Annotated in this window: 30 protein-coding genes and 1 pseudogene; 14 read left to right on the forward strand and 17 right to left on the reverse strand. The window is 62.9% G+C overall.

Annotation, left to right across the window (positions count from 1 at the left end):
* Nucleotides 1-23 precede the first annotated feature (23 nt).
* Nucleotides 24-284 carry an acyl carrier protein gene (locus tag AC07WT_RS08600; RefSeq protein WP_494946735.1) on the forward strand — a complete coding sequence of 87 codons (261 nt, stop codon included), beginning with the start codon at nt 24-26 and terminating at the stop codon, nt 282-284.
* A gap of 393 nt (nt 285-677) precedes the next feature.
* On the forward strand, nt 678-2,249 hold the full coding sequence (ilvA, locus tag AC07WT_RS08605; RefSeq protein ID WP_494946736.1) for a threonine ammonia-lyase, biosynthetic: 1,572 nt from the start codon (nt 678-680) through the stop codon (nt 2,247-2,249).
* Between the two features lie 28 nt (nt 2,250-2,277).
* On the opposite strand, the pseudogene AC07WT_RS08610 reads toward ilvA, so the two are convergent.
* The 4 genes and pseudogenes from AC07WT_RS08610 to AC07WT_RS08625 all read right to left on the reverse strand — a co-directional run.
* Nucleotides 2,278-2,499: pseudogene (locus AC07WT_RS08610) on the reverse strand (arsenical resistance protein ArsH); the annotation flags it as partial.
* 14 nt (nt 2,500-2,513) lie between these two features.
* The gene (arsC, locus tag AC07WT_RS08615) at nt 2,514-2,936 is read right to left on the reverse strand and encodes an arsenate reductase (glutaredoxin) (protein ID WP_494946737.1); all 423 of its coding nucleotides are present in this window, start codon (nt 2,934-2,936) and stop codon (nt 2,514-2,516) included.
* Nucleotides 2,937-2,955: 19 nt separating this feature from the next.
* Complete coding sequence (gene arsB, locus AC07WT_RS08620; RefSeq protein WP_494946738.1) at nt 2,956-4,023, reverse strand: ACR3 family arsenite efflux transporter; 1,068 nt, start codon at nt 4,021-4,023, stop codon at nt 2,956-2,958.
* Between the two features lie 55 nt (nt 4,024-4,078).
* The gene (locus AC07WT_RS08625; protein WP_494946739.1) at nt 4,079-4,411 is read right to left on the reverse strand and encodes an ArsR/SmtB family transcription factor; all 333 of its coding nucleotides are present in this window, start codon (nt 4,409-4,411) and stop codon (nt 4,079-4,081) included.
* Between the two features lie 196 nt (nt 4,412-4,607).
* Here AC07WT_RS08625 and AC07WT_RS08630 point away from each other — a divergent pair, with 196 nt between their 5' ends.
* Nucleotides 4,608-5,780: a 4-hydroxybenzoate 3-monooxygenase gene (locus AC07WT_RS08630; RefSeq protein WP_494946740.1), complete on the forward strand. Its 1,173-nt coding sequence runs from the start codon at nt 4,608-4,610 to the stop codon at nt 5,778-5,780.
* A gap of 233 nt (nt 5,781-6,013) precedes the next feature.
* Nucleotides 6,014-6,268, forward strand: coding sequence for a hypothetical protein (locus AC07WT_RS08635; RefSeq protein ID WP_492596386.1), 255 nt, complete (start codon nt 6,014-6,016; stop codon nt 6,266-6,268).
* Nucleotides 6,269-6,455: 187 nt separating this feature from the next.
* On the opposite strand, the gene AC07WT_RS08640 is transcribed toward AC07WT_RS08635, so the two are convergent.
* The 3 genes from AC07WT_RS08640 to AC07WT_RS08650 all read right to left on the reverse strand — a co-directional run bounded on the left by AC07WT_RS08640 (nt 6,456) and on the right by AC07WT_RS08650 (nt 7,401).
* A complete protein-coding gene (locus tag AC07WT_RS08640) occupies nt 6,456-6,704 on the reverse strand; it encodes a hypothetical protein (protein ID WP_492596385.1) in 249 nt (82 codons plus the stop codon).
* A gap of 78 nt (nt 6,705-6,782) precedes the next feature.
* On the reverse strand, nt 6,783-7,199 hold the full coding sequence (locus AC07WT_RS08645) for a hypothetical protein (protein ID WP_494946741.1): 417 nt from the start codon (nt 7,197-7,199) through the stop codon (nt 6,783-6,785).
* A 61-nt stretch (nt 7,200-7,260) separates the two neighbouring features.
* A complete protein-coding gene (locus AC07WT_RS08650; RefSeq protein WP_492596383.1) occupies nt 7,261-7,401 on the reverse strand; it encodes a hypothetical protein in 141 nt (46 codons plus the stop codon).
* 585 nt (nt 7,402-7,986) lie between these two features.
* On the opposite strand from AC07WT_RS08650, the gene AC07WT_RS08655 reads away from it, so the two are divergent.
* Nucleotides 7,987-8,484 carry a cytochrome b gene (locus AC07WT_RS08655; protein WP_494946742.1) on the forward strand — a complete coding sequence of 166 codons (498 nt, stop codon included), beginning with the start codon at nt 7,987-7,989 and terminating at the stop codon, nt 8,482-8,484.
* Nucleotides 8,485-8,532: 48 nt separating this feature from the next.
* Here the strand turns inward: AC07WT_RS08655 and AC07WT_RS08660 are convergent, their stop codons facing one another.
* Together AC07WT_RS08660 and AC07WT_RS08665 are read right to left on the reverse strand one after the other, a co-directional pair.
* Nucleotides 8,533-9,132 carry a GNAT family N-acetyltransferase gene (locus AC07WT_RS08660; RefSeq protein WP_494946743.1) on the reverse strand — a complete coding sequence of 200 codons (600 nt, stop codon included), beginning with the start codon at nt 9,130-9,132 and terminating at the stop codon, nt 8,533-8,535.
* 70 nt (nt 9,133-9,202) lie between these two features.
* On the reverse strand, nt 9,203-10,648 hold the full coding sequence (locus tag AC07WT_RS08665) for an NAD-dependent succinate-semialdehyde dehydrogenase (protein WP_494946744.1): 1,446 nt from the start codon (nt 10,646-10,648) through the stop codon (nt 9,203-9,205).
* Nucleotides 10,649-10,991: 343 nt separating this feature from the next.
* Between AC07WT_RS08665 and AC07WT_RS08670 the strand changes: the two genes are divergently transcribed.
* From AC07WT_RS08670 to AC07WT_RS08685, 4 genes are all read left to right on the forward strand, one after another.
* Nucleotides 10,992-11,195 carry a cold-shock protein gene (locus AC07WT_RS08670; protein ID WP_008922053.1) on the forward strand — a complete coding sequence of 68 codons (204 nt, stop codon included), beginning with the start codon at nt 10,992-10,994 and terminating at the stop codon, nt 11,193-11,195.
* A 235-nt stretch (nt 11,196-11,430) separates the two neighbouring features.
* Complete coding sequence (hpnJ, locus tag AC07WT_RS08675; protein ID WP_494946745.1) at nt 11,431-12,852, forward strand: hopanoid biosynthesis associated radical SAM protein HpnJ; 1,422 nt, start codon at nt 11,431-11,433, stop codon at nt 12,850-12,852.
* Nucleotides 12,849-14,009 carry a bacteriohopanetetrol glucosamine biosynthesis glycosyltransferase HpnI gene (gene hpnI, locus AC07WT_RS08680; RefSeq protein WP_494946746.1) on the forward strand — a complete coding sequence of 387 codons (1,161 nt, stop codon included), beginning with the start codon at nt 12,849-12,851 and terminating at the stop codon, nt 14,007-14,009. The genes hpnJ and hpnI (AC07WT_RS08680) overlap by 4 nt, the downstream gene beginning before the upstream one ends.
* 117 nt (nt 14,010-14,126) lie before the next feature.
* The gene (locus AC07WT_RS08685) at nt 14,127-15,161 is read left to right on the forward strand and encodes a flippase-like domain-containing protein (RefSeq protein ID WP_494946747.1); all 1,035 of its coding nucleotides are present in this window, start codon (nt 14,127-14,129) and stop codon (nt 15,159-15,161) included.
* Nucleotides 15,162-15,225: 64 nt separating this feature from the next.
* Here the strand turns inward: AC07WT_RS08685 and AC07WT_RS08690 are convergent, their stop codons facing one another.
* The 3 genes from AC07WT_RS08690 to AC07WT_RS08700 form a co-directional block, all read right to left on the reverse strand.
* Entirely contained in the window at nt 15,226-16,617 is a 1,392-nt protein-coding gene (locus AC07WT_RS08690; protein WP_494946748.1) for an ATP-binding protein, read from the reverse strand.
* Entirely contained in the window at nt 16,617-17,276 is a 660-nt protein-coding gene (locus tag AC07WT_RS08695) for a response regulator (RefSeq protein WP_494946749.1), read from the reverse strand. The genes AC07WT_RS08690 and AC07WT_RS08695 overlap by 1 nt, the downstream gene beginning before the upstream one ends.
* 140 nt (nt 17,277-17,416) lie before the next feature.
* Nucleotides 17,417-17,563, reverse strand: a complete 147-nt coding sequence (locus AC07WT_RS08700) for a hypothetical protein (protein WP_494946750.1) — start codon at nt 17,561-17,563, stop codon at nt 17,417-17,419.
* Between the two features lie 40 nt (nt 17,564-17,603).
* On the opposite strand from AC07WT_RS08700, the gene AC07WT_RS08705 reads away from it, so the two are divergent.
* Both AC07WT_RS08705 and hpnI (AC07WT_RS08710) read left to right on the forward strand, forming a co-directional pair.
* Nucleotides 17,604-17,732: a hypothetical protein gene (locus AC07WT_RS08705; RefSeq protein WP_492593438.1), complete on the forward strand. Its 129-nt coding sequence runs from the start codon at nt 17,604-17,606 to the stop codon at nt 17,730-17,732.
* 12 nt (nt 17,733-17,744) lie between these two features.
* The gene (gene hpnI, locus AC07WT_RS08710; protein ID WP_494946751.1) at nt 17,745-18,983 is read left to right on the forward strand and encodes a bacteriohopanetetrol glucosamine biosynthesis glycosyltransferase HpnI; all 1,239 of its coding nucleotides are present in this window, start codon (nt 17,745-17,747) and stop codon (nt 18,981-18,983) included.
* A 121-nt stretch (nt 18,984-19,104) separates the two neighbouring features.
* Here the strand turns inward: hpnI (AC07WT_RS08710) and AC07WT_RS08715 are convergent, their stop codons facing one another.
* A complete protein-coding gene (locus AC07WT_RS08715) occupies nt 19,105-19,341 on the reverse strand; it encodes a hypothetical protein (protein ID WP_494946752.1) in 237 nt (78 codons plus the stop codon).
* Between the two features lie 195 nt (nt 19,342-19,536).
* Between AC07WT_RS08715 and AC07WT_RS08720 the strand changes: the two genes are divergently transcribed.
* The 3 genes from AC07WT_RS08720 to AC07WT_RS08730 all read left to right on the forward strand — a co-directional run bounded on the left by AC07WT_RS08720 (nt 19,537) and on the right by AC07WT_RS08730 (nt 22,297).
* Complete coding sequence (locus AC07WT_RS08720; RefSeq protein ID WP_494946753.1) at nt 19,537-20,199, forward strand: response regulator; 663 nt, start codon at nt 19,537-19,539, stop codon at nt 20,197-20,199.
* Nucleotides 20,196-21,536 carry an ATP-binding protein gene (locus AC07WT_RS08725; RefSeq protein ID WP_494946754.1) on the forward strand — a complete coding sequence of 447 codons (1,341 nt, stop codon included), beginning with the start codon at nt 20,196-20,198 and terminating at the stop codon, nt 21,534-21,536. Before AC07WT_RS08720 ends, AC07WT_RS08725 begins: the two co-directional genes overlap by 4 nt.
* Before the next feature lie 125 nt (nt 21,537-21,661).
* Nucleotides 21,662-22,297, forward strand: a complete 636-nt coding sequence (locus tag AC07WT_RS08730) for a ProQ/FinO family protein (RefSeq protein WP_494948409.1) — start codon at nt 21,662-21,664, stop codon at nt 22,295-22,297.
* A gap of 15 nt (nt 22,298-22,312) precedes the next feature.
* On the opposite strand, the gene AC07WT_RS08735 is transcribed toward AC07WT_RS08730, so the two are convergent.
* The 4 genes from AC07WT_RS08735 to fabV form a co-directional block, all read right to left on the reverse strand.
* Nucleotides 22,313-23,668 carry a TAXI family TRAP transporter solute-binding subunit gene (locus tag AC07WT_RS08735; protein WP_494946755.1) on the reverse strand — a complete coding sequence of 452 codons (1,356 nt, stop codon included), beginning with the start codon at nt 23,666-23,668 and terminating at the stop codon, nt 22,313-22,315.
* A 345-nt stretch (nt 23,669-24,013) separates the two neighbouring features.
* Nucleotides 24,014-24,379, reverse strand: coding sequence for a hypothetical protein (locus AC07WT_RS08740; RefSeq protein WP_492593433.1), 366 nt, complete (start codon nt 24,377-24,379; stop codon nt 24,014-24,016).
* A gap of 143 nt (nt 24,380-24,522) precedes the next feature.
* The gene (locus tag AC07WT_RS08745; RefSeq protein ID WP_494946756.1) at nt 24,523-24,708 is read right to left on the reverse strand and encodes a hypothetical protein; all 186 of its coding nucleotides are present in this window, start codon (nt 24,706-24,708) and stop codon (nt 24,523-24,525) included.
* Between the two features lie 88 nt (nt 24,709-24,796).
* A complete protein-coding gene (fabV, locus tag AC07WT_RS08750) occupies nt 24,797-25,993 on the reverse strand; it encodes an enoyl-ACP reductase FabV (RefSeq protein ID WP_494946757.1) in 1,197 nt (398 codons plus the stop codon).
* Between the last annotated feature and the right edge of the window lie 111 nt (nt 25,994-26,104).

The raw sequence follows: 26,104 nt of genomic DNA on the forward strand, positions 1-26,104 counted from the left end.
AATTCAAGTAATGGGGGGAGTCAATGAAAAACGATGTGCGCCGCATTCTTCAGGAAACAGCATGTCTGGACGTGTCGATCGATATGCTGGGCGATCGGGACAATCTCTATGCCGCGGGCTTGTCATCGCTCGGCACGGTCCGCTTGATGATGGCCATCGAAGCGACCTTCGCCATCGAAATTCCGGCCTCGCTGATTACGCACGATCTGTTTCAGAGCGTCGAGTCGCTCGCGGGCGGCCTTGCGCAACTCGTGCCGGAGGCGTCGATTGTGCCGCGAACCTGACGTGCCGCCGCGGCGAGCGCTCATGACGAGTATCGCTACTCTGAGACCGGTGACGTTCGACGGCTGTTTCGGGTGGCTGCACCGGCCGGCGAGCGCTCAACGGTGTCGTGCGCAGTCCGTTCGGCTACGACGCGCCGGGCGTTCACCGCGGCTGGCGTGCCCAAAAACCGGGTTGATAAAGCGGGGATTGACAAAGCCGGCCAAGTCAACGAAGATCGCCTGCATGAACTGCCTCGACATCCGTATTGCGCTGATTATTAGCACCATTCATCGAATGGTGGGTTAGCGCGCGTCTGATAGCAGTGACATCAACCCGCCCCACGAGGCGGGTTTTTTTATATCCGTCTCCTGGTGACTTTCTAGTGATTTGCCCGTGCCGCACAGGAGCTTGCCTTGCCGTTACACGAACTCAAACAGGTTGCTGAAGCCGCTGACAGCGTGGCCCTCCGGCACGACTACCTGAAGAAAACCCTGACCGCGCGCGTCTACGACGTGGCGCGCGAGACCGAACTCGAACGTGCGCCGAATCTGTCGGCACGCCTGCGCAATCCCGTCTATCTGAAGCGCGAGGACAACCAGCCGGTGTTCTCGTTCAAGCTGCGCGGTGCGTACAACAAGATGGCGCATATTCCGGCCGAGGCGCTGGAACGCGGCGTGATTACCGCGTCGGCGGGCAATCATGCGCAGGGCGTGGCGCTGTCGGCGGCGCGCATGGGCGTGAAGGCGATCATCGTCGTGCCGGTCACCACGCCGCAGGTGAAGGTCGATGCGGTGCGCGCGCATGGCGGGCCGACCGTCGAGGTGGTGCAGTTCGGCGAGTCGTACAGCGATGCTTACGGGCATGCGGTGAAGCTGCAGGAAGCGCGCGGCCTGACCTTCGTGCATCCGTTCGACGATCCGTACGTGATCGCCGGCCAGGGCACCGTCGCGATGGAGATCCTCAGCCAGCACCAGGGGCCGATCCACGCGATCTTCGTGCCGATCGGCGGCGGCGGACTGGCGGCGGGCGTCGCGGCGTACGTGAAATCGGTGCGTCCGGAGATCAAGGTGATCGGCGTGCAGACCGACGATTCGTGCGCGATGGCGGCGTCGCTGAAAGCGGGTGAGCGGGTCACGCTCAATGAAGTCGGCCTGTTTTCGGACGGCACCGCGGTGAAGCTGGTCGGCGAGGAAACCTTCCGGCTGTGCCGCGAATATCTCGACGACGTGCTGCTGGTGGATACCGATGCGCTATGTGCCGCGATCAAGGACGTGTTCCAGGACACCCGCAGCGTGCTGGAGCCCGCGGGCTCGCTCGCTGTCGCCGGCGCCAAGCAGTATGCGGAGCGCGAAGGCATCGAGAACCAGACGCTGATCGCGATCACGTCGGGCGCGAACATGAATTTCGACCGGATGCGTTTCGTCGCCGAGCGCGCGGAAGTGGGGGAAGCGCGCGAAGCGGTGTTCGCGGTGACGATCCCCGAGGAGCGCGGCAGCTTCCGCCGCTTCTGCGAGCTGGTCGGCACGCGCAGCGTGACCGAGTTCAACTACCGGATCGCGGATGCGAATTCGGCGCACATCTTCGTCGGCGTGCAGATCAGGAATCGCAGCGAGTCCGCGCAGATCGCGGGCGCGTTCGAGGCGCACGGCTTTCCCACCGTCGATCTGACGTTCGATGAACTCTCCAAGCAGCACATCCGCTATATGGTCGGCGGCCGTTCGCCGCTCGCGCATGACGAGCGGCTCTTTCGCTTCGAGTTTCCGGAGCGGCCGGGCGCGCTGATGAAGTTCCTGTCGTCGATGGCGCCGAACTGGAATATCAGCCTGTTCCACTACCGCAACCAGGGCGCGGACTACAGCTCGATTCTGGTCGGCATCCAGGTGCCGGAAAGCGGGAACGGCGAGTTCGAGCGCTTTCTTGCGACGCTCGGCTATCCGTACTGGGAAGAGACCGGTAATCCGGTGTACCGGCTGTTTCTCGCGTAGCCGAACTCTTTTGCGCGGTGGCGCGTGGTCACTTGGTTTCGCTGGCGTCGGTGTCGCCGTTGACATCGGCGTTGGCGGCGAGCGCTTCATGATCCATAGCATTCGCCGCAAGCGTCGTCGCAAGCTCGGGATGCGCCTCCTTGCGCTCGCTATAGCGATCCGTCAGATTGTCCGAACGGTCGCGCACCAGCAGCGTGAACTTGTACAGTTCCTCCATCACGTCGACGACGCGATCGTAATAGGCGGAGGGGAGATCGTGCGGCATCATCGAACCCGGCGTCCTTCCCGATCGATCACCGCTTCGCCATCTTCCTTGGAAAACGGACCTTGTTGCGCCGTGGGCAGGATCTCGAGCACGACCTCGGACGGCCGGCACAGCCGGACACCGAGCGGCGTTACGACAAACGGCCGGTTGATCAGGATCGGATGTTTCAGCATCGCGCTCAGCAATTGTTCGTCACTCAAGCTCGTATCGCCGAGGCCGAGTTCGGCATAGGGCGTGCCTTTTTCGCGCAGTGCTCCGCGCACGTTCAGGCCCGCGCGCGTGATCAGGCTCGTGAGCGTTTCGCGGTCCGGCGGCGTTTGCAGATACTCGATGACGACCGGCTCGATGCCGGCGTTGCGGATCATGGCGAGCGTGTTGCGCGACGTGCCGCAAGCAGGGTTGTGATAGATCGTGACGCTCATGGCGGTTACCTTCGAGTCTTCAAAGTGATTTTGCTTCGTACCAACGCTGCGAGCGATTGACCACGCCGACGACCAGCAGCATCACCGGCACTTCGATCAGAACGCCCACCACTGTGGCCAGCGCCGCGCCGGAGTGAAAACCGAACAGGCTGATCGCCGTGGCCACTGCCAGCTCGAAGAAATTGCTCGCGCCGATCAAACTGGACGGACCCGCGACGCAATGGGCGACGCCGAGCCGGCGATTGAGCAGATACGCGAGACCGGAGTTGAAAAACACCTGAATCAGAATCGGCACGGCGAGCATGGCGATCACAAGCGGCTCGCTGAGAATCGCCTGTCCCTGGAAAGCAAACAGCAACACGAGGGTGATGAGCAGCGCACAGATCGAATAGGGGCCGAGCCGGGCGACCGCCTGCTGGAAATGCGCTTCGCCCTGTGCCAGCAGACGCCGGCGCAGCCACTGCGCGAGCACGACGGGGACGACGATATAAAGCGCGACCGAGATAATCAGCGTGTCCCACGGCACTGTAATGGCTGACAGGCCGAGCAGCAGCGCGACGAGCGGCGCGAAGGCCACGATCATGATCGAATCGTTGAGCGCGACTTGCGACAGCGTGAAATACGGATCGCCCTTGCACAGTTGCGACCACACGAAAACCATCGCGGTGCAGGGCGCAGCGGCCAGCAGAATCAGGCCGGCGACATAGCTGTCGAGCTGAGCGGCGGGTAGCCACGGCGCGAACACATGACGGATGAAAATCCAGCCGAGCAATGCCATCGAAAACGGCTTGACTAACCAGTTCACAAACAGCGTGACGCCGATGCCGCGCCATTGGCGCTTCACCTGTGTCATCGCGGAAAAGTCGATCTTGACCAGCATGGGAATGATCATTACCCAGATCAGCACGCCGACCGGCAGATTGACGTGCGCCACTTCCATGCGGCCAATTGCCTGAAAAAATCGTGGCAGCGCCTGCCCAAACAGAATGCCGCCGACGATGCAAAGCGCGACCCACACCGTCAGATAACGCTCGAAAAAACCGATGGCCGGCCGCGTATCGCGGATTGCCGCATCAGTGCTACTCATTTGATTCTCCCGCAAGTCCTCAGGATTCTTACCGAAACGTGAAATTGCACGCGCTTCATGACTTGTCCGCGCAGCAGTCCGGGATATCGCCGACGGCGCATGGTGCGCCGGCGCAGCAGTTCTCCGTGAGGAAGCCGATCAGGCTGGACATCGCGTCGAAATTCGCCGTGTAGATGACAAAACGCCCGTCCTGGCGCGAATTCACGAGCCCCGCGTGCGACAGGTCCTTGAGATGGAACGACAGGCTGGAAGGGGAGAGTGCCAGTTGCTGAGCGATCTCACCGGCCGCCATGCCGTCTTGGCCGGCGATGACCAGCTTGCGGAAGATGGCGAGGCGGGATTCATGAGCTAGCGCACCGAGTGCGCGTACAACGAGATTGGAGTCCATGACCGGACGATACGCCATCCATTTCTATATTTCAAGGATTGTTGAAATGAATTTCCCCATAGCGTCATTGGCGTTCAGGTAGATCAGGTCTTATCTCAGAACGAGATACTGCTTATCCACCATATCGCATTGCGCGATAGATCTCATGATTGTCAAACTGGGTGCAAATCAAACGCCGCATTTCAGGAGACAACTCATGCGCACCCAGGTCGGCATCATCGGTGCCGGGCCGGCAGGCCTGCTTCTTTCCCATCTTCTTCATTTGCGTGGCATTGAATCCGTCGTGCTCGAATCACGCAGCCGCGAACAGATCGAATCCACCATCCGTGCCGGCGTGCTCGAACAGGGCACGATGGACCTGCTCACCGAAGCCGGGGTCGGTGCGCGGATGAAGGCCGAAGGCGCGCTGCATCACGGCTTCGAACTCGCGTTCGACGGCAAGCGGCGCCGTATCGACCTGACCGGACTCACCGGCCATTCGATCACCGTCTATGCGCAGCACGAAGTCATCAAGGACCTGGTGGCCGCGCGCGTCGCCGCAGGCGGGGCGCTGCGCTTCAACGTGTCGGATACGTCGCTGCACGGCATCGACACCGGGACCCCGTCGATCCGCTATCGTCACGAAGGCGAAGAGCACGAACTGCAATGCGACTTCGTGATCGGCTGCGATGGCTCGCAGGGCGTTTCGCGCGCATCGATTCCACACGCTTTGCGCAAAGACTATGAACGCGTCTATCCGTTCGGCTGGTTCGGCATTCTTTGCGAAGGTCCGCCTTCATCGGGTGAATTGATTTATGCACGTCACGAACGCGGTTTTGCGCTGATCAGCACGCGCTCGGCGAACGTGCAACGCATGTATTTTCAGTGCGATCCGAAGGATTCGGTCGATAACTGGTCCGACGACAGAATCTGGGCCGAACTGCATGCGCGCGTCGATTCGCATGACGGCCAGAAAATCGTGGACGGCAAGATCTTCCAGAAGAACATCGTCGGCATGCGCAGTTTCGTGTCGGCCACGATGCAGCATGGGCGGCTCTTTCTCGCTGGCGACGCCGCGCACATCGTGCCGCCGACCGGCGCCAAGGGCATGAATCTCGCGGTCGCCGACGTGCGGGTGCTGACTCGCGCGTTGAACGCGTTCTACGTCGAAAACCGCGGCGATCTGCTCGACAGCTACAGCGAAACCGCGCTTAAGCGTGTCTGGCGCGCCGAGCACTTCTCGTACTGGATGACGAGCATGATGCACCGCATCGAAGGCGCGTCGCCATTCGAACGGCAACTGCAGGTCGCCGAACTCGAATACGTGACGACTTCGCGCGCAGCTGCCACCGCGATGGCGGAAAACTATGTGGGCGTCGCAGCGGTGTGAGAAGCAGAGTGAACGGGCGGGGCGCATGCGGAGCGCGCCCTGCACATGGGGCATCCCGTGATGAGCGGGCGTTGCCATTGTCGTACCCAAAGCAACAGAGAATTCAGGAATCGAGGATTTATCCGCGAGCGTTCCCCTCCTACACTGTACTCATCGGCTGCACAGAGGTTACATCGAGGCCACATTGAGCCCACATCTGCAGCGCGTATAAAACAATCTCTGGAGGTGGTTTCATGAAATCGCTCATCAAGGCTGTTGCTATTGCTGTTGTTTTCAGCGCGCCGATTGCTTCGTTTGCCCAGTCGAATCAGCCGGTCACCGGTGCGCAGCAAAACCCCCAGTCTGCGGAACAACGCGTCTCGGAACAGAAGGATGCCGCGCAAGCCGATACCAGCGGTTATGGTTCGGGCAGCCACGGCACGTGGCAAGCTGGTCATTCGGAAACGACAGTGAGTTCCTACTCGCCGCCGATTTATAACGCGCGTTAAGTGCCTCACTAAACGGCTCGTCGGGCAATTCACGAGTCGAATCGAAAAAAGGCCGGCGCCGGAGGATATCCGGGCCGGCCTTTGGCATTTTTTCGGCTTTCCTGCATTCAACCCGTTTTGCAAAGACGGGGGACGTGGCCGCGGATTCTGCCGCGCGACAAGACGACCCGGTACCCGCCAATCTCAGCTATGGCGTGCGCAACAACGTCACTTCGTTTCGCAGCAACGCGAGAAGGTCGTCGTCAGTGGGTTTCGTGCCCCAGTGCCGCGCGCCCGCCACCGACGCAATCGCGATCCACGAGTGAGGCGGAAACCATTCGCGGAGCACGGCGCCGTCCTGACGCAAGCACAGTTGGCCGGTCTGTTCGCTGTATTCGGCGGAAATGGACGTGCCGTCGAACTGCGCCGTTACACGCCGTGGATCGTTGCGTAGCAAATCGTCGCTCCTGCAAATGATGTGACACGGATGCTTGCATGGCCCGGCGTCGTCACGGACGCCGCCGTCGCCTGCGCTTTAGTGGTCGCCCCGGCCGTGCTCGTCGGCTCTGCCGTGGTCGCCGCCATGACCGTGCCAGTCGTCATGCCCGCCGCCATCGTGACCACGCCAGTCGCCGTGCGGGCCGCCGCGATAATCACGCGCGTCATGCCACTCACGGTTGTCGTGGTGACGCTCCTCCCACTCCCGGCGTTCCCAATAGCGGTGGCCGTCGTAATAGCGCTCGCCGTACCAGCCCGGACTCACGACCACCACCGGAGGCGGCTGGACGTATACCGGCGGAGGCGGTGCGTACACCGGTTCGGGTGCGTACGCGACGCCAGGAATGCCGATGTTCACGCCGACGTCGACGTGGGCCAGCGCGACCGACGATGCGCCTATGCCCAGACAGGCAACGATGGTGATGGATAACCACCGGCTTCGTGAAATGTTCATGATTTATTCTCGGGTTTTAGAATTCAGAGTAGGGCCAAACGGGCAGACTGCGTTCAGCCGTTCAGTCGTGGTCACGATCGTGATCGTGGCCGTGATAATGATCGTGATCGTAGTAGCCGCCGCCCCCGGGAACCACGATGCAACCGCCCAATGCACTCCCGAGAGTGACTGCCAATATCATCAGCGTGAGAATTCTTTTCATGACGTTGCATTCCCCTTTACGTTTGCTCGAACTCTACTGAGCGGCCAGATTACCGGTGTGTTCGTGTGTAACAGGACGTGTCGCTTCCATTGCGCGATGGCGACGTAAGCGGGACGAACCGGCCGGATATTCCGGCGCTGCGATGGGACGGGCCGCAGGTGCCACGATTCCCTTCAACCCGTTGAGCGCGTTACGAAAAGCGTCCCCCATCGCCGGACCGGACGCCTTCGCGGCAGTTGATTCACGCGGTGGCGATCAAGTGAAGTGCGCGCGGCGCGGCCTATCGTTTCGCGCGTGCCCGGCGGAAACATTCAGTTTCAGACTTGAGAGGGGCGGCAGCGTCATACGCGAAAAACCGTATCTTTTGCGTGCTGCTGAGGTGCCGCCGGCCCACGCATCTGGATGAGCCCCGGCCGGGCTGCATCAGCTTTTCTTAAGGTTTGGCCCGTAGCATGTCCACCGCCTGCGGCCAAATGTGCTCTGCGTCGACGCAACGACACTGCCGCTAAACGACGAGTAGAAAATCTCCCGATGATGCGATCCGACGAAGCCAGTTTCCTGCGATACGCCGCAAGCTATGACGGCATGGCAAAGTTTCTTCACTGGTTAGTGGTGGTATTGATAGCCGCGCAGTTCGTAATCGGCTGGACCATGCCCGACATTCACAAGGGCACGCTGCCCGCGGGGTTGATCGCGTGGCATCTTGGCGTTGGCGCGGCGCTGATAGCGGCGGTGGTGGTGAGAATAGTCTGGCGTCTGACGCATCCACCCGCGCCCGCTTCGCTTTCGCCGCTGCTTGGCGTTGTTTCGCGCATCACGCATGCGCTTCTGTATGGCACGCTGGTCGCGGTGCCTCTGCTGGGGTGGGCCAATGCATCGTCGCGCGGATGGTCCGTCAAGTTGTTCGGTCTGCTGCCTTATCCGAGTCTCTCGGCAACGGGTTCGCCAGTCGGTCACGCAATGGGCGACATCCATGGCGTTTTGGCCTGGGTGCTGTTCGCGCTGATAGGACTGCATATCGCGGCCGCGCTGTTTCACCGCTTCGTTCTCAAGGATCAGGTCTTGCAGCGAATGCTGCCTTGAGCGGGGAGTTTTGCGTGGCGAGGGGCAGGGGGAGCGGCAGTAGGGCGCTTATCGCGCGAGCTTGCGCTCGAGCATCGCCTTCACCTCAGCCCACTCTGAATCGATGATGCTAAAGCGCACCGAATTGCGCTTGCGTCCATCCGGCATGATGCGTTCGTGCCGGACAATGCCTTCCTGTTTGGCGCCGATCCGCAGAATCGCCGCTCTGGATTTCTCGTTGAGTTCGTCGGTGGTGAACTGCACGCGTACGCACTGCATGACTTCGAACGCGTGAGTCAGCAGAAGGAATTTTGCTTCAGTGTTGACAACTGAGCGCTGCACCGACGAGCTCAGCCACGTGTGGCCGATTTCCAGCTTCCGGTTCACCCGGTCGATCTTCCAGAAGCGCGTGCTGCCGACGATCGAGCCGGTATCGCGCCTGACGATCACATAGGGCATCACGCTGCCGGCCTGTTTTCCTGCCAATGCCGTAGCGACGTAACTGCCGACGGTTTCGGGCCCGGGCACCACGGTCAGCTTCATGTTCCACAGTTGACCGTCCGCGGCGGCGTCGAGCAGACCCTGTGCGTGTTCCTGCTGAAGCGGCCTTAGCTCGACTGTCTCGCCGGTCAGCGCAGGTTGAATGAAACCAGGGGCGTTGTCGTTCATGACGATAAAAAGGTCCGCGAACGGGCGTTCGCGGACCTGGCATGGTTAGCGGATCAAGTTGAAAAACAGCTTAGACAGCCATCACCGATACCGCCTTGGTGACCAGATAGGCTTCCATTGCCTCCGGTCCGCCTTCCGAGCCGTAGCCGGAATCCTTCACGCCGCCGAATGGCATTTCCGGCCAAGGTGTTGCAGGCTGATTGATCCACAACATGCCGACTTCCAGCTGTTGCGACAGCAGATGGACGTTGCTGAACGATTTCGTGAATGCATAACTCGCGAGCCCGTACGGCAGACGGTTCGCTTCGGCGATGGCTTCTTCGAGCTTGTCGAAACCGCGGATCGCGGCGATCGGGCCGAACGGCTCGTTATTGAACACGTCGGCTTCGAGCGATACGTTGGTCAGCACGGTCGGCGCGAAGAAGTTGCCTTCAGTGCCCACGCGTTCGCCGCCCGTCTCGACCCTGGCGCCGGTTTTGCGCGCGTCGTCGAGCACCTTGCTCATCGCGGCGAGGCGGCGCGCGTTGGCGAGCGGCCCGAGGGTCGTGCCTTCGGCGAGACCGTCGCCGAGCTTGAGGCTTTCCGCGTGCTTGACGAGCGCCGCCGCGAACGCTTCGCGGATGCTGTTGTGCACGAGAAAGCGCGTGGGCGAGATGCACACCTGGCCCGCGTTACGGAACTTCGCGCCGCCCGCTGCCTTGACCGCCAGCGCGACGTCCGCGTCCTCGGCCACGATGACGGGCGCATGACCGCCCAGTTCCATTGTCGCGCGCTTCATGTGCGCGCCGGCCAATGCCGCCAATTGCTTGCCGACCGGCGTCGAGCCCGTAAACGTGACCTTGCGGATCACCGGATGCGGAATCAGATAGCTCGAAATCTCCGCCGGGTCGCCGAATACGAGGCCGACCGTACCCGCCGGCACGCCGGCTTCGACAAAAGCCTGCAACAGGGCCGCCGGCGACGCCGGGGTTTCTTCCGGTGCCTTGACGAGGAACGAGCAGCCGCTCGCGAGCGCCGCGCTCAGCTTGCGCACGACCTGGTTGATCGGGAAATTCCACGGCGTGAACGCCGCCACCGGGCCGATCGGCTCCTTGAGAACCAGTTGCTGCGCTGCCAGATTGCGCGACGGCACGATCCGGCCATAGACGCGCCGGCCTTCGTCGGCAAACCATTCGATGATGTCCGCGGCGGACAGCACTTCGACGCGTGCTTCGGGGAACGGCTTGCCCTGTTCCTGGGTCATCAGGCGGGCGATGTCCGACGCGCGCTCGCGCACCAGCGCCGCGGCTTTGCGCATGGTCGTCGCGCGTTCGTTGGCGGGGATCTTGCGCCAGGCTTCGAAGCCGCGTTGCGCGGCGGCCAGCGCTCGGTCCAGATCGGCGATGCCGGCGTGGGCGACCTTGCCGATGGCCTTGCCGGTGGCGGGATTGACGACGTCGAGGGTCTTACCGCTGGCGGCGTCGCACCATTCGCCGTTGATCAGAAGCCGGGTATCGGTATAGCTTGAGATGGCCATGCTGGGTTCCTGTGAGTGGGAGAACGATAGGCTGCGCGCTCGGTCGTGGGATGGGGGCGGGACCTGCGCGGCCCGGAATGGACTGCCGATAGGGATGATCTTATCTGATTGAGCGATAGCGCACCGGTGGCGTGCTCGCGCGTGGTGCAATGCGGACGGTTCGTGGCGGTGTTTGCCGCGATGTGGCCGGAGCGGAGAAAATCCTGGCAAAGCACCGGCGCGCAAACAGGCGTAAAGTCAAACAGCAGTTGCAGGAACCGGCTGGAGCCAGCAGCGATGGCGATTGCTGACGCTGGACGGCGAATGCAGCTCCAATCTCAACCAAGGTGCAAGCGAGGTCGACATGCCAACCGGTACAGTGAAGTGGTTCAACGATGCAAAGGGATTTGGCTTTATCACGCCGGACGACGGTGGCGAAGATCTGTTTGCACATTTTTCGGAGATTCGAACCGAAGGGTTCAAGTCGTTGCAGGAGAACCAGAAGGTCAGCTTCGAAATCAAGCAGGGACCGAAGGGGAAACAGGCGGCGGATATCAAGCCAGTGTGAAGGTTTGGGGTTTTGCCTTGCGTGGCGCGATTGATTGGCTGTGCGCCGGCAGCGTACCGACCGCCGCGCCGCCGCAGGCAAAGCCCCCGCCGCGCCAGGCTCCCGATCCTTAAGGTTTCCTTCAGCTTTGCTCCGTAGTATTTGCGCGACCACTCGCATCCCCGCGACGCAATGATTCCGATAGTTTTCCGACAGAAAACTGAAAGCGCCAATCAAAAGGCTTGCTGGAGCATTCATGAAAACCCTGTTCTTGCAGGCGCCGTCGTACGACGGTTTCGATGGTGGCGCGGGTTCGCGCTATCAGGCCAAGCGTGAAATCCGCTCGTTCTGGTATCCGACGTGGCTCGCGCAGCCCGCCGCGCTGATCCCCGACAGCCGCGTGCTCGACGCCCCGGCCGACAGCCTGTCCGTCGAAGCCTCGCTCGAGATCGCGCAGCAATACGATCTGGTGATCATCCACACCAGCACGCCGTCCTTTCCCACCGACGCCCTGTTCGCCGAGGACCTCAAGAAGCGCAAGCCTTCGGTGCTGATCGGCATGGTCGGCGCGAAGGTCGCGGTCGACCCGCACAATTCGCTGACCGCCAGTGAGGCGATCGATTTCGTCGGCCGCGAAGAGTTCGATTTCACCTGCCAGGAAGTGGCCGAGGGCAAGCCGTTCGCCGACATCAAGGGGCTGAGCTATCGCGCCCGCGACGGCTCGATCGAGCACAACGAAGCGCGCCCGATCCTCGAGAACATGGACGAGCTGCCGTTCGTCGCGCCGGTCTACAAGCGCGACCTGACGATCGACAACTACTTCATCGGCTATCTGAAGCATCCGTACGTGTCGATCTACACGGGCCGCGGCTGCCGCTCGAAGTGCACCTTCTGCCTGTGGCCGCAGACAGTGGGCGGCCACCGCTACCGCACGCGGTCGGTGGAGAACGTGCTCGAGGAAGTGAAGTGGATTCGCGACAACATGCCTGAAGTCAGGGAGATCATGTTCGACGACGACACCTTCACCGACTTCAAGCCGCGCGTCGAGGAAATCGCCCGCGGGCTGGGCAAGCTGGGCGTGACGTGGTCGTGCAACGCGAAGGCGAACGTGCCGTACCCGACGCTGAAGATCATGAAGGAAAACGGCCTGCGCCTGTTGCTGGTGGGCTATGAATCGGGCGACGACCAGATCCTGCTGAACATCAAGAAGGGGTTGCGCACCGACATTGCGCGCCGTTTCAGCGACGACTGCCGCAAGCTCGGCATCAAGATTCACGGCACCTTCATTCTGGGGCTGCCGGGCGAGACGCAGGACACGATCCAGAAGACCATCGAGTACGCGAAAGAGATCAATCCGCACACGATCCAGGTGTCGCTCGCCGCGCCGTATCCGGGCACGACGCTCTATAACCAGGCGGTCGAGAACGGCTGGCTCGAAGAGAACAAGGTCATCAATCTCGTCAGCAAGGAAGGGGTGCAGCTCGCGGCGATCGGCTATCCGCATCTGTCGCGCGACGAGATCTACCACCAGCTCGAGAACTTCTACAAGCGCTTCTATTTCCGTCCGTCGAAGATCTGGGAAATCCTGCGCGAGATGCTGACGAGCTGGGACATGATGAAACGGCGCCTGCGCGAAGGCGTCGAATTCTTCCGGTTCCTGCGCGCCCACCAAGCGTGATCGCCGCGCATCTGCTCGCCGTCACGCTGGCCTGCGCGTGCGCGGCGTGCGCGGTCTTCGGTATCGTTTACACCGTGCTGGCCGGCGCGCTGATCGGCCGGTTCTTCGCACGGCCGGTGTCCGAGCCGACCAGCTTCCCGCCGGTCACGGTCGTCAAACCCTTGCATGGCAATGAATGGGCGCTGCTCGCCAACCTGTCGAGCTTTTGTCGGCAGGACTATCCGGGCCCCGTGCAATTTCTGTTCGGCGTGCACGAATCGACCGATCCCGCCTTGCAAACCGTCGACGAACTGCGGCGTCTGCATCCCGAAGCGGACATCACCGTGGTCGCTGATGCGCGCCTGTACGGCCCGAATCGCAAAATCAGCAACATCCTCAATATGCTGCCGCAAGCGCAGCACGATGTGCTGGTCTTCGCCGACAGCGACGTGAGCGTCGGGCCGGATTATTTGCGCAACGTGATCGGCGAATTGCAAAAACCGGACGTCGGTCTCGTGACCTGCGTTTATCGCGGGCAGCCCGACCCGGGTTTCTGGCCGCGTCTGTCTGCCAAGTCCACCAACTATCAGTTTTTGCCGGGCGTGGTGATGGGGCTGGCGCTCGGTCTCGCGCGCCCGTGTTTCGGGCAGACCATCGCGATGCGCCGCGACACGCTCGAAAAGATCGGCGGTTTCACGCCGTTCGTCCGGCATCTGGCCGAAGATCACGCGATCGGCGAAGCGGTGCGGATGATCGGCGAAAAGGTGGTGATTCCGCCGTTCACGATCTCGCATGCCTGCGTCGAAACGAGTGCGGCGCAACTGGTTGCTCACGAACTGCGCTGGAGCCGCACGATCCGCAGCGTCGATCCGCTCGGCCACATCGGCTCGGCGCTGATTCATCCGCTCGCCTTCGCGCTGCTCGCGATAGCCTTCTCAGGGGGCGCCAGGTGGGCCTGGCTGCTCGCGCTGGCCGCCGTGTGCGCGCGGTTCATGCTGAACTTGCTGTCCGATCGGGCGTTGCGGCAAGCGCATCGCGACCTGTGGCTGCTGCCGTTGTGGGATATCGTATCGTTTGCGATTTTTGTGGCGAGCTTCTGGTCGTCGCGCGTGATCTGGCGCGGCTTCAGCTTCAAGGTTGACGGCGACGGCCTGCTGTCGGCGGCTCAGGACGAATGAAGCACGGCGAATGAAGCGGAACGGATAGACAGAACAGCGGGTTGGGTCAGCAATGAAGCGCAGGTATTTCGAAGACGGTGGCGGAAGCGGTTTGAAGCGCAAGCGAAAGGTACACGCGTGGTGAAGCATCTCGGCCGCGTGGCCGCGCTAGCCGGCTTGCTGGTTTCGCTGTGGCTGGTCTGGCAAGGCAACCCCGGCGCCGTGCTCGGCGCGCTGCGCACCGCAGGCGCCGGCCTGCTGCTGGCCGCCATCGCGCACGTGCTGCCGATGCTCGCCAATGCCGCCGATTGGCGCTCGCTGATTCGGGGCGCGAACCGGCCGAGCGTCGCCGCGATGCTGCATCTGGTGTGGGTGCGCGAATCGGTCAATTGCATGCTGCCGGTCGCCCGCATCGGCGGCGAGGTCGTATCGTTCCGGATACTCAAGCGCTGGGGTGTGCGTCCGTCGACGGCGGTCGGCAGCATCATCGTCGACATGCAGCTCACCGTGATCAGCCAGCTGCTGTTCACGATGGTCGGTATCGGCTTTCTGTTCGCGCACGCGCATTCGGGTACGCTGCGGCTGGCGGGACAGCTGGCGTGGGGCGTGGTGGTGCTGACCCCGCTGCTGCTGCTGTTCGCGCTCGTGCAGCACGCCAATCCCTTCGAGCGCATCACGCGCGCGCTCAATCGCATGACGAGCGGCAAGCTCGCCGCACTGGTCGGGCAATCCGCCCAGATCGATCAGGCCATCAAGCTGATCTGGCGCCGGCGCGGCGTGGTGTTGCGCTACCTGTTCTTCTGGCAGCCGCTGCAGTGCTTCCTGACCTCGCTGGAAATCTGGCTCGCGCTGTACTTCCTCGGCGTGCAGGTCACGCTTGTCGAAGCGGTGGTGATCGAATCGCTGATTCAGGCGGTCAGCAGCGCGGCGTTCTTCGTGCCGGGCGGGCTGGGCGTACAGGAGGGCGGTTTCATTCTGATCGGCGGCGCGCTGGGCCTCGATCCTTCAATCTGCCTCGCGCTGGCTGGCGCGCGGCGCATTCGCGACCTGCTGATCTTCGTGCCGGGACTCTTTGCGTGGCAGTTCGCCGAGTCGTCGGCTCGCGCGCCCAGGCGGGCCGAGCTTTCGGAGCTTGCGGAGCAAGGGAGCGTTCGCGAGGCAAGCCAGCGCTGACTGAGTACACGCCGAGCGCCGGGGCGGAAGCAGCGGAAGCAGCGATCAGCCGCCCAGCCCAGCCTCAGTGCGCGCCCCCATAAGCCGGAAACGACACTTCGACGGCGAGCCCGCGCTCGCCGATACCCGTGCCGAGATGCAGGCTCGCATCGAAATGCTCCGCGATCCGCGCGACGATCGACAGGCCGAGGCCGCTGCCGGTCGCCTGATTGCCGGTCGCGCGATAGAAGCGATTCGTCAGATGAGCGAGATCGGCGGACGCGACGCCAGGCCCGTCGTCACGCACGGTCAGCCGCACGCGGTCGAGCGCATGCTGCACCGCAACCTCCACGCGGCCGCCGGCGCGGCCGTACTTGATCGCGTTGTCGAGCAGATTGTCGAGCAGGATGCCGATCAGCACCGGTTCCGCGTTGATCTCGGCGCGCAGGTCGCCGGTCAGCGTCACGTGAATGTTTTTTTGCTGCGCATTGCGCTCGTTGGCGAGCAGCGCGTCTTTGGCGACCGCGGCGGGCTTGAGCGGCGCGCTCGACAGTTTCTCGTGCGCATCCAGCCGCGCCAGCAGCAGCAATTGCTCGGCGAGCCGCGCGCTGCGGTCCACCCCTTGCACCACGCGCTCCATCGCCAGCCGCTGCAACGCGGCGTCCGGCTCGGCCAGCGCGACTTGCGCCTGCACCTTGATCGCCGCGAGCGGCGTTTTCAGTTCGTGGGCGGCGTCGGCGGTAAACGCGCGTTCGCGCTCCAGCGAGTGCCGCAAGCGCGACAGCACCAGATTGATCGCATCGATCAGCGGCCGCACTTCGGTGGGCGAATGGCCGATGTCGATCGGTTCCAGCCGGTTGATGTTGCGCGCGCGGATCGCGCCCGACAGGATCTTGAGCGGCGTCAGGCTCCAGCCGATGCTGAACCACACCAGCAACGCCAGCACCGGCAGCGCAAGCAGCGTGGGCCGGGCAACCCGGTTCGCAACGCCGCTCACCAGATCGCTGCGCGTATTGGCCGGTTCGAACACGCGCACGATGTGGCCGAGCGCCGTATCGCGCAAGGTGAACGAGTGCCACGCCTTGCCGCCCAGCGTGATGGTTTGCGCGCCGCCGACCGCCGGCAGCGGCAGATCCCACGCCTGCAACGCACGCAATTGCGGGCTGCCCGCCAGCACCTCGCCGCTGGCGCTGCGCACCTGGAACAGCGCGTCGCGCGGCAGGCTGTCGTCGTCGTCTTCGTTGCTGGCGCCGGGGTCGCCGCCTTCCTCCCGCACATCGATCCGCGCATTGGCGAGCGTGATCAGACTGCTCTCATCGAGCAGGGCGAGGATTTGCGCCAGTTCGGCGAGGCGAGCGTCTTCCCATTGGCTGACTTCGCGGGTCGCCTGACGATAGCTCGATACCAGCGCGACGGCCCATATCAGTGCGATGCAGGCGAGAATCAGCAGCATCAGCCGACGGCGTATCGACGACATCACGCTTTCTCCACCACGTAGCCGATATTGCGAACCGTTCTGATCAGTTTCGCGCCGAGCTTCTTGCGCAGATTCGACACATGCACTTCGATGGCATTGCTTTCGATTTCTTCCTGCCATCCATACAGGCTTTCTTCGAGGCGCGAACGCGACTGGGGAATACCCTGGTTGGTCAGCAACTGCATCAGGATCGCCCATTCGCGCGAGGTGAGGGACACGCGAGAGTCGCCGATCTCGACCGTTTGCGCGGCCGGGTTGACGGTCAGATCCTGATAGCGGATCACCTCGACGCTGCGCCCTTGCGCGCGGCGCAGCAAGGCCCGGCAACGCGCAATCAGCTCGGTCAGGTCGAACGGCTTGCCGAGGTAGTCGTCGGCGCCGGCTTCGAGCCCGCCGACGCGATCGACCACCGTGCCCTTCGCGGTCAGCACCAGCACCGGCACGTCGTTGCCCGCGTCGCGCAGGCGCTTCAGGATGTCCATGCCCGACACCCGGGGCAAGCCGATATCCAGTATCACGAGCGCATAGGCCGTCGTGACGAGCGCGAGATCGGCCTTGTGACCGTCGCGCGCCCAGTCGACCGTGAAACCGGTCTGACGCAGCCCCGCTTCGATACCGCAGCCGATCAGGTCGTCGTCTTCTACGAGGAGGATGCGCATAAGTCAGTTCATTCCGTTCAGGGTGTGGCCTTGATCCGGCCCGGCTGCGCCGGCCTTCAAGCAAGCGCCGGGCCATATGGCGAAGTGTAACCACGATGTTCGACACCCGCTTTATACCGCCATCTTCCTTAAGGTTTCCTTCAGTTTGAATCGATACTATCGCCCCTCAACAGGCCGCTGTCGCGCGGCTCGGCATGAGCGCGCGAGAGCAGCATCGCGTTGTCAGATTTTCGCAATGCAATCGTAAGCACATCGATGAAATGCACGACGGGCGCCTGTTTGCGCATCCATCGCGCCGTGCATATCGTCAGGTCACGAGGCCAAGCCATGAAGCCAGTCACCGTCGACATGCTGCGAGCCCATCTGATGGCGGCTTCGCTCACGGCCATGTGCGCCGAAGCCCTCGCATCGCTCGTGCTGCTGGTCTTGCCGGGTTCCCAGCTCGCCGAGCACTAACGGAGCCAGCCAATGGCGGCCCACACGTTGACAGCATGCCAATGGTTGTTGCTCGTCGGATGTGGCGCGGCTTCGCTGTACGCGATGCTGGCGGCGGTGGCCATGCCGTTCTTCGCGGCGCGCCGTGGCGGCGCCGCCAGATGCCGGACCGATCCTTTCACGAAGGTCGGCGTGAGCGTGCTCAAGCCGCTTTGCGGTGCGGAGCCGCGTCTCTACGAAAACCTCAGGACCTTCTGCGAGCAGCGTCACGGGCACTTTCAACTGGTGCTCGGCGTGTCCTCGCCCGACGATCCCGCGATCGCCGTGGTGCGGCGTTTGCAGGCCGCGTATCCGCTGCACGACATCGGGCTCGCGGTGGATACGCGGGTGCACGGCTGCAATCTCAAGGTCAGCAATCTGATCAACATGGCCGAGCGGGCGCGTCACGACGTGATCGTGATTGCCGACAGCGACATCGCCGTCGAAGCCGATTATCTCGACACCGTGGCCGCGCCGCTGGCCGATCCTCGCGTCGGCGTCGTCACGTGCCTTTACGTGGCGCAGGGCGTCGGCGGATTCTGGCCGCGCGTCGGCGCGCTGTTCATCAACGAGTGGTTTGCGCCTTCGGTGCGCGTCGCGCACGCGGCAGGGTCGCGCCGCTTCGGCTTCGGTGCGACGCTGGCGTTGCGTCGCGAGACGCTCGAGCAGATCGGCGGCTTCGACGCGCTGAAAAATTGTCTCGCCGACGATTACTGGCTCGCCGAACATGTGCGGGAACTGGGGCTGCAGACGGTTTTGTCGCGCGTGATGGTGGCCACCGACGTTATCGAGCCGACTTTCGCCTCGTTGTGGCAGCGTGAGACGCGGTGGCTGCGCACGATTCGCTCCGTGAACCCGCTCGGGTTTGCTTTTTTGTTCATCACGTTTCCGTCGCCGTGGATCGCGGCCGGTGCGTGGCTGACCGGCAGCCTGGCGGTGGGGCCGTACGACGGCGTGCATCTGTGGGCGGCGCTTGCGAGTGCTGCCTGCACCGCGGCCGGGTTTGCCGCGCGAATGTTGCTGCATCTGCGTAGCGCGCGGCATGAGCGCAGGTTCTGGCGGGATTTGCCGCTTGTGCCGTTGCGGGATATGTTGCTCGCCGCGCAGTGGCTGGCCGGGGCGTTTGGATCACATGTGGTTTGGCGCGGAGCTCGAGTGCCGGTTGGCGGAGGTTCTGCGCGCGCGGCGCGCAGTGCGGCTTTGAGGGTGATGGAGACGTCTGACGGAGGGTAGGGTTTCGCTATGGGCGTTGTGTGCCTACCGGCGCTTTTTTATGGCGCCGCGCAGGCAAAGAGAAAAATCAGAAAGATGCGCGCTGGCGGGCGTCTGATGCTGGAAGGCGGCGAGCTTTGCGCTAATCGCCCTGGCCGTCGCCATGCTCGATCGCGACTTCGAATTCGTCCTGCGCACGGCCCATCACGTCGACGCGCGCCACGCCTTCCACCGAAGAAAGCAGCGGCCGCATCTGGAACTGCGCCAGATCGTGCAGCGCCGACTGCGATTGCTGCTGCGACGTGAGGCTATATGTTGGCCACGGCGAGCATCGCGACTTCCTCGAAAGGTCCGGCTCCTGAGCAAAAGGTGGGGGCATCCTGAGCGGACGCGGCTCAACAGGGGCCGATTCTGCTGAGGATGAGCTTAAGTGATGCCTAACCGGCGCTTAAGCATCCCATAAGCGTAGCTTCAGCGTCGCATAAGCCTCCCATAAGGAAAACATAAGCGAGCCATAAGGAAACGTTAAGCTGAAGAACGGAACAATGCGGGCAAACTGGAGAGAGGAGAGGCCATGCGTCTGTTATTAGTCGAAGACGACGACATGATTGCGGAGACCGTACTGGGCGCGATGCGCCGCGCTGGCTATGCGATCGATTGTGCCGAAGACGGCCGCGCTGCGGAGTTGTCGCTCGGCAACGGCGTGTACGACCTCGTGCTGCTGGATCTCGGCTTGCCGAAGAAAGACGGCATCGACGTGCTGAATGCATATCGCAAGGCCGGCGGCGCTGCGCCAGTGATCATCCTGACCGCGCGCGACGCGGTGGACGACCGGATTCGCGGCCTCGACGCAGGCGCCGACGATTATCTGATCAAGCCATTCGATCTCGACGAGCTTGCCGCGCGGGTGCGCGCGCTGTTGCGGCGGCGTACCGGCCAGAAGCAGCCCGTGTACGCGCACGGCGAGCTCACACTCGACCCGGCGGCGCACGAGGTGACTAAGGACGGCGAGCCGGTGGCGCTCGTGCCGCGCGAATTCGCGCTGCTGCAGGCGCTGATCGAGGAACCCACGCGCGTCTTCACCAAGGCCGAGCTCGAAGAAAAACTGTACGGCTGGGGCGAGGAGGTGGGCAGCAACACGATCGAGGTGCATGTGCACAGCTTGCGGCGCAAGATCGGCGCGGACCAGGTGGTGACCGTGCGCGGCGTCGGTTATCGCCTGAAGAGGTGCGGATGACGTCGATTCGCCGCTGGCTGCTCGGCTGGCTGATTTTCGGCATGGCAGCGGCCTCGGGCGTAGCCGGCTACGGCATCTTTCATACGGCGCGGGAGGAGGCGAGCGAGCTGTTCGACTACGAACTGCGCACGGTGGCGCTGTCGCTGCCGTCGAACCTCCAGGGCCCGTCGAATGTCGAGCATCGCAGCCCCGATTTGGGCGATCTCGCCGACGACCGCGTCGTCATCGAAATCTGGGACCGTGCCGGCAAGCTCATTTATCACTCGATGCAAGCGCCGGTGTTTTCGCGCCTGCGCGAAGGTTACAGCACGGTCGAGCGCGGTGAATCTCACTGGCGCGCGTTCGGGTTGCAGCAGCCGGACCGCTATATCCAGGTCGCGCAACCGGTGTCCGTGCGCGAGGATCTCGCGCTCACCTTGGCGCTGCATACGCTGTGGCCGCTTGGCTTGCTGCTGCCGGTGACGATCGTGCTGGTATTGCTGGTGGTCGCGCGCGGGCTCGCGCCGATTGGCGGCTTGTCCCGCGCGCTGGCGACCCGTTCGATCGATTCGCTGGAACCCCTGCGTCTGGACGGCGCCCTGCCGGTCGAAATCCGGCCGCTGGTCGAGGCGCTCAATGATTTGCTGCAGCGTTTGAATACTGCGTCGCAAGCGCAGCGCACTTTTATCGCGGATGCCGCGCACGAGTTGCGTTCGCCGCTGGCCGCGCTGAAACTGCAACTGCAGGCCGCCTCGCGCGACGGCACGTTAAAGGGCGAGGGGCAGGCGCTGGAGCGTGTCGAGGGACGGGTCAACCGGATCATCCATCTGGTGCAGCAGTTGCTGACGCTGGCGCGCGAGGATGCGCATCCGGTGACGTCGATGGTGCCGGTGAGCTTGCGCCGGATCGGCGAGCAGGCGGTGGGAGATTTTTCGCTGCTTGCCGAGACCAGGGAGATCGATCTTGGGCTCGAGTGCGAGCAGGCGCGCACGCCTGGCGATGCGTATACGGTGCTGGCCGAGCCGTATGGGATGACTGTGTTGTTGGGCAATCTGATCAATAACGCGATTCGGCATACGCCGCGCGGCGGCAAGGTCGATGTGGTGTTGAAGCGCTCTGGAAACCGGGTGGGATTAGAGGTGGTGGATAGCGGGTCCGGGATTCCCGAGCCTGAGCTCGAACGGGTTTTCGATCGGTTCTATCGAGGCGAGGAGGCGCACGGCGAGGGCAGTGGCCTGGGGTTGGCGATTGTCTCGCGGATCGCGCAGAGGCATCAGCTGACGCTGGCATTGCGAAATAACGCTGGGCGTAGCGGCTTGTGTGTGGATGTTTTCGGCCTGACGGCGTATGAGGTTTGAGCTTCCAGCGTAATCTCACCGCGGTAGAACTATTACCGGGCAAACCTTTGCGGCAGGCCGCCGGCGTCGTCATGACTGGATCGACTCGCTGCTACAATCTCGTCTTTCTCGATCGACTGTGCGCCATGGGTTTCGAACAACTCGCTGAACTGAAAAAGCAACTTGCCGCGGCACGGGCCGAAGCCGCCCCCGCCGCGCCTGCCGCCAAGCCCGCTGCAAAACCTGGTGTAAAGGCTGGTGCAAAGCCTGGCGCGAGGCCCGCCCGCAAGCCGCCGCAACAGCGCCGGGCTGCGCCCGCACCGGCGCCGGACGCGAAACCCGTCGACCCGGTCGTCAAAACGATCGGGAAACTGCAAAAGCGCTTCCCCATTGCGTTTCCAAAGAATCCAGCACCCAAGCTCCCGCTGAAGGTCGGCGTCTTCGAGGACCTCGTCGTTCACGCGAAGGAATTGTCGTTGAGCGAAGCCGAGCTGCGCGACGCGATCAAAACCTGGTGCCGCGGCAGCCGCTACTGGAAGTGCCTCGTCGAAGGTGCCGCGCGAGTCGATCTGACCGGCAGCGAGGCGGGGAAGGTGACGGCACAGGAAGCCGCCGGCGCACAACGCCTGCAGGCGCACCGGGCAGCTAAAGCCGCGCCTAAAGCAGCCAACCCGACGGCTACGCCGCCGGCCGCCTCACAAGCCAACGCGCAAGCCGAGTCACAGGCCGATGCACAGCAAGTCGACTCGCCGACCAGCTCGCCGGTCGATTCAGAGGCCTGACAGCCGGAACCTCGTCTAGGGCGGGCTGCCTTGCCTCGACGCCATCGAGAGCCGGGCGCGCACAAAACCGACATGCTCGCGCAGCACGTAAAAAGCGTCGGCATAGGCAAGCGGCATGCGCAACTGGTTAAGCGACTCCTCGATATGATCGAGTTCCTTGAAGAGCGCTTTGCGTTCTTCATCGCTCGAGTCGGTGGTGAGCGCGCCGCGTTCGATCGCAATCAGCGAACCGTAATATCGATAGATGCGCGAGCGCACGCGCCATTGGTACAGCGCGGGTATCAGGCGCATCGCCGGGAATAGCAGCACGGCCATCGGCAGCAGCAGAACAAGCGTGCGGTCGCCAATGTTGGCCAGCCAGAACGGCAGGTTGCGATACAGAAAACTTTTTCCCGTCTTGTAGTAGCGCTGCGCGTCTTCGCTGATCTGATATTCACGGGCGACGGGATTAGGGAATTCGCCCGCATGCTGCAGGAGCCCGGGCATGCCGTGAACTTCCTGCGCGGCTTCGATCAGCAGGTCGGAGATGGCCGGGTGCAAATTGGCGCGGGCGACGATTTCAACAGTCGGGCTGACCAGGTGGACGGTTTCGGGCGGGATTCTGTGCTTGAGATCCAGCACGCCGGGCGGCAGGTCGATCTGGTCGAGATACGGAAAGAGACGTGTATAAGCGCTCGCCTCGTCGAAGTTCATCACGGAGATGCCGGGCACCTTCAGGAGCCGGAGCATCAAGCCACGGGTCGCCGAGTCGCCGTTCAGGATCGCCGCGTCGACATCGCCCGCAACCAGTTGCGTGGCGGCCTGCAAGCCGTCGCTCGGCACCAGCGCGGTGTCGCCGCCCGGCTCGATGCCGTTTGCTTCCAGCAGCTTGAGCGCAAGCAGGCGAGTGCCGCTGCCTTCGCGGCCTATCGCAATCCTTTTGCCTTCCAGCTGCGAAAGCTGGGTCACGCCCGTGCCGCGATAGAACACCACCACTGGTATATAGAAAACGCTGCCGAGCGACATCAGCGATGAAGTCGCCATGCCATCCGCCACGCCGCCTTGCACGAGAGCAAGATCGACATGCTGTTTCGGGTCCAGCAGCCGATGCAGGTTTTGCACCGAGCCATCGGATTCCAGCACCTTCAGCGTGATGCCGTTGCGGGCGAGAATTTTCTTGTACTGCTCGGCGGCGACGAGGAATGAACTGTCGTGCGGACCCGCGCTCATCGTGATCGTCTTTGGCGGCGCTGGATCGACCAGCCAGACGATCAGCGTGACCACCAGTACGACGAGCGCGGCGACGATCGCATACGGCAAGGTGTGATCCCGCCACTCCGCATGCGACTGATCGCCGGGGAGTTGCGGGGGACGCGGGCGATGCGGTTTCATGAGCACTCCGTGCCGGTAGCCGGGATGACGCATTTTCCACTGTCCGCCGTGGCTTTGCCGTCGGCAGTATGCTCTATTGACTGACGAATGGAAAACGCCGGAGCGGATTGCCGAGGATTGCGCCCGGGAAGGAATGGCGGCCGGTCGTTACACCGTGCATTGGGTGCGTGCATTGGGTGGCCGTGGCAGCCGATGGACATCGCACGCATGGGGATGATGCGTTTGATGTGAGATAGCCTGTTACGGGTTACTGCGTACGGCAGCCTGCGGCGCTGGTTTTTCTTTTGTTTTCATTATGGGTTCATTGGCGTTCCCCCTGTGCGGGGGCAACGCCAATGAACCCAATCAATCCGCTACCCGCTTATCGGCAAGCGCGTTCTGACAATCGGCCAAAACCTGTCTCACCAACCGCGCTTGCGGGTCCAGCTCATCCGTGTCGAGGATCTCTTCGACTGCATCCCGTGCCCACTCGGTATCGACAAACTTTGCATGCCGGCGCGCAATCTCTAACGCCAGTGCCGACAACCTGGCCACGCTCAGCCAGTCCGCCTCCCGCATGCGGCGGTCCAGCCATTTGTGCGCGGCCTGGACGTGAAATGCCGCGTCAGGCCACTCCTCATTCAGGTAATAAGCGCCAAGGATTCCGCAGGTGAGCCAACATAGCAGCTCCAAACGGTCCCGTGGACTTAAATGGTGGCGTACATCACTCATGGCGACGCTCGCGGCTGTGAATTGCTTCAGGTCAGGACGGCAGAACAATTCCCTCTGCTTTCATTAAACAATATCACGTGCTGTTGCGCTGCGGAATATCCATAAACACGCCAATTCACCGCAATCGATCATACGATTCCGGATCAGAGGCACTGCGTGCGCAAACACGTCGCGGCATGACTCAGATCGCGCTCGATCGCGCTTTGTACTCGCGCTGCATCGCGTGCTTTCGCCGCCTCCAGCAGGTCGTCGTGCGCGCCGTTGAGCGTGCCGGCAAATTGCGCGTCGTCGAATAGCAGGTTCGAAATCGGCCCCACCTGAAGCCACACTAGTGCGCGTGATGCGTGCGGTGGATGGCTACGCGGCGCAGTCGATGAGCGTGGACGGCAACGCTCATGACTGCACTCACGCAGAAACTCAGGCCTGAACGAGGTTGGGAATCTGCACGTCGGGATTCACGTCCGCTTCATAGTCGACCCCTGCGATCTCGAAGCCGAACAGGCGCAGAAATTCCGTCTTGTAGCCGCTGAAGTCGGTGAGTTCGTAGATGTTGTCGCTGGTGACCTGATTCCAGAGCTGCTGGACGCGGGCTTGCACGTCCGGATCGAGTTCCTTGTAGTCCGCACGCAGACGGCCTTCGTCATCCACGAGCGGCGCCGCGCCGTAGAGGCTATCTTTGTAGAGTCCATAGACCTGCTCGATGCAGCCTTCGTGCGTGCCTTTCTCCTTCATGACCTTGAAGAGCAGCGACAGATACAGCGGCATCATCGGAATGGCGGAGCTCGCCTGGGTGACGACCGCCTTCAGCACCGAGACGCGTGCATCGCCGCCTCTCGCCGCCAGTTTCTCGCGGATGCCGAGAACCTTCCGGTCCAGATCCTTCTTGGCCGCGCCGATGGAGCCGTTCCAGTAGATATCGTGCGTGATCTTTTCGCCGAGATAGGTGAAGGCGGTCGTCTTCGCGCCTTCGGCCAGCACGCCGGCGTCGAGCAGGGCGTCGATCCACATCTGCCAGTCCTCGCCGCCCATCACCGCGACCGTGTGGTCGATTTCGTCCTGCGTCGCGGGCTCCAGAACGGTTTCCTTGACGACTTCCTTGTCGGTGTCGATGCCGCGCAGGCTGACGGCCTTGCCGACCGGTTTCAACGTCGAGCTGAAGACCGCGCCGGTCTTGGGGTGGGTGCGCTTCGGCGCGGCCAGACTGTACACCACCAGATCGACCTGACCGAGATCGCGCTTGATGACGTCGATGGTGCGTTGCCTGATCTCGTCCGAGAACGCGTCGCCATTGATGCTCGTCGCGTACAGCCCCTTGGCCGTGGCGAATTTCTCGAAGGCCGCGGTGTTGTACCAGCCCGCGGTGCCCGGCTTGGTCTCACTGCCGGCGCGCTCGAAAAACACGCCGAGCGTGGCGGCGTCCGAGCCGAACGCGGCGCTGATGCGCGCCGCGAGGCCGTAGCCCGTCGATGCGCCGATCACCAGTACTTTCTTCGGGCCATTGGCGATGGGACCGCGTGCGGTGACGTAGTTGATCTGTTCCTTGACGTTGGCTTCGCAGCCGGCAGGATGCGTAGTCACGCAGATGAAGCCACGCACGCGCGGTTTGATGATCATGAAGCCCCCTGTTGTTTGAGATGCCGCGATTATATTGGGAGCCGACGACTGCCGGAAATGGGCGAAAACCTGTCTGCCGCCCCCGAGCGCGCATATCGCGCCAACGGTCTG

The sequence above is a fragment of the Paraburkholderia sp. GW821-FHT02A12 genome, assembly GCF_059422005.1.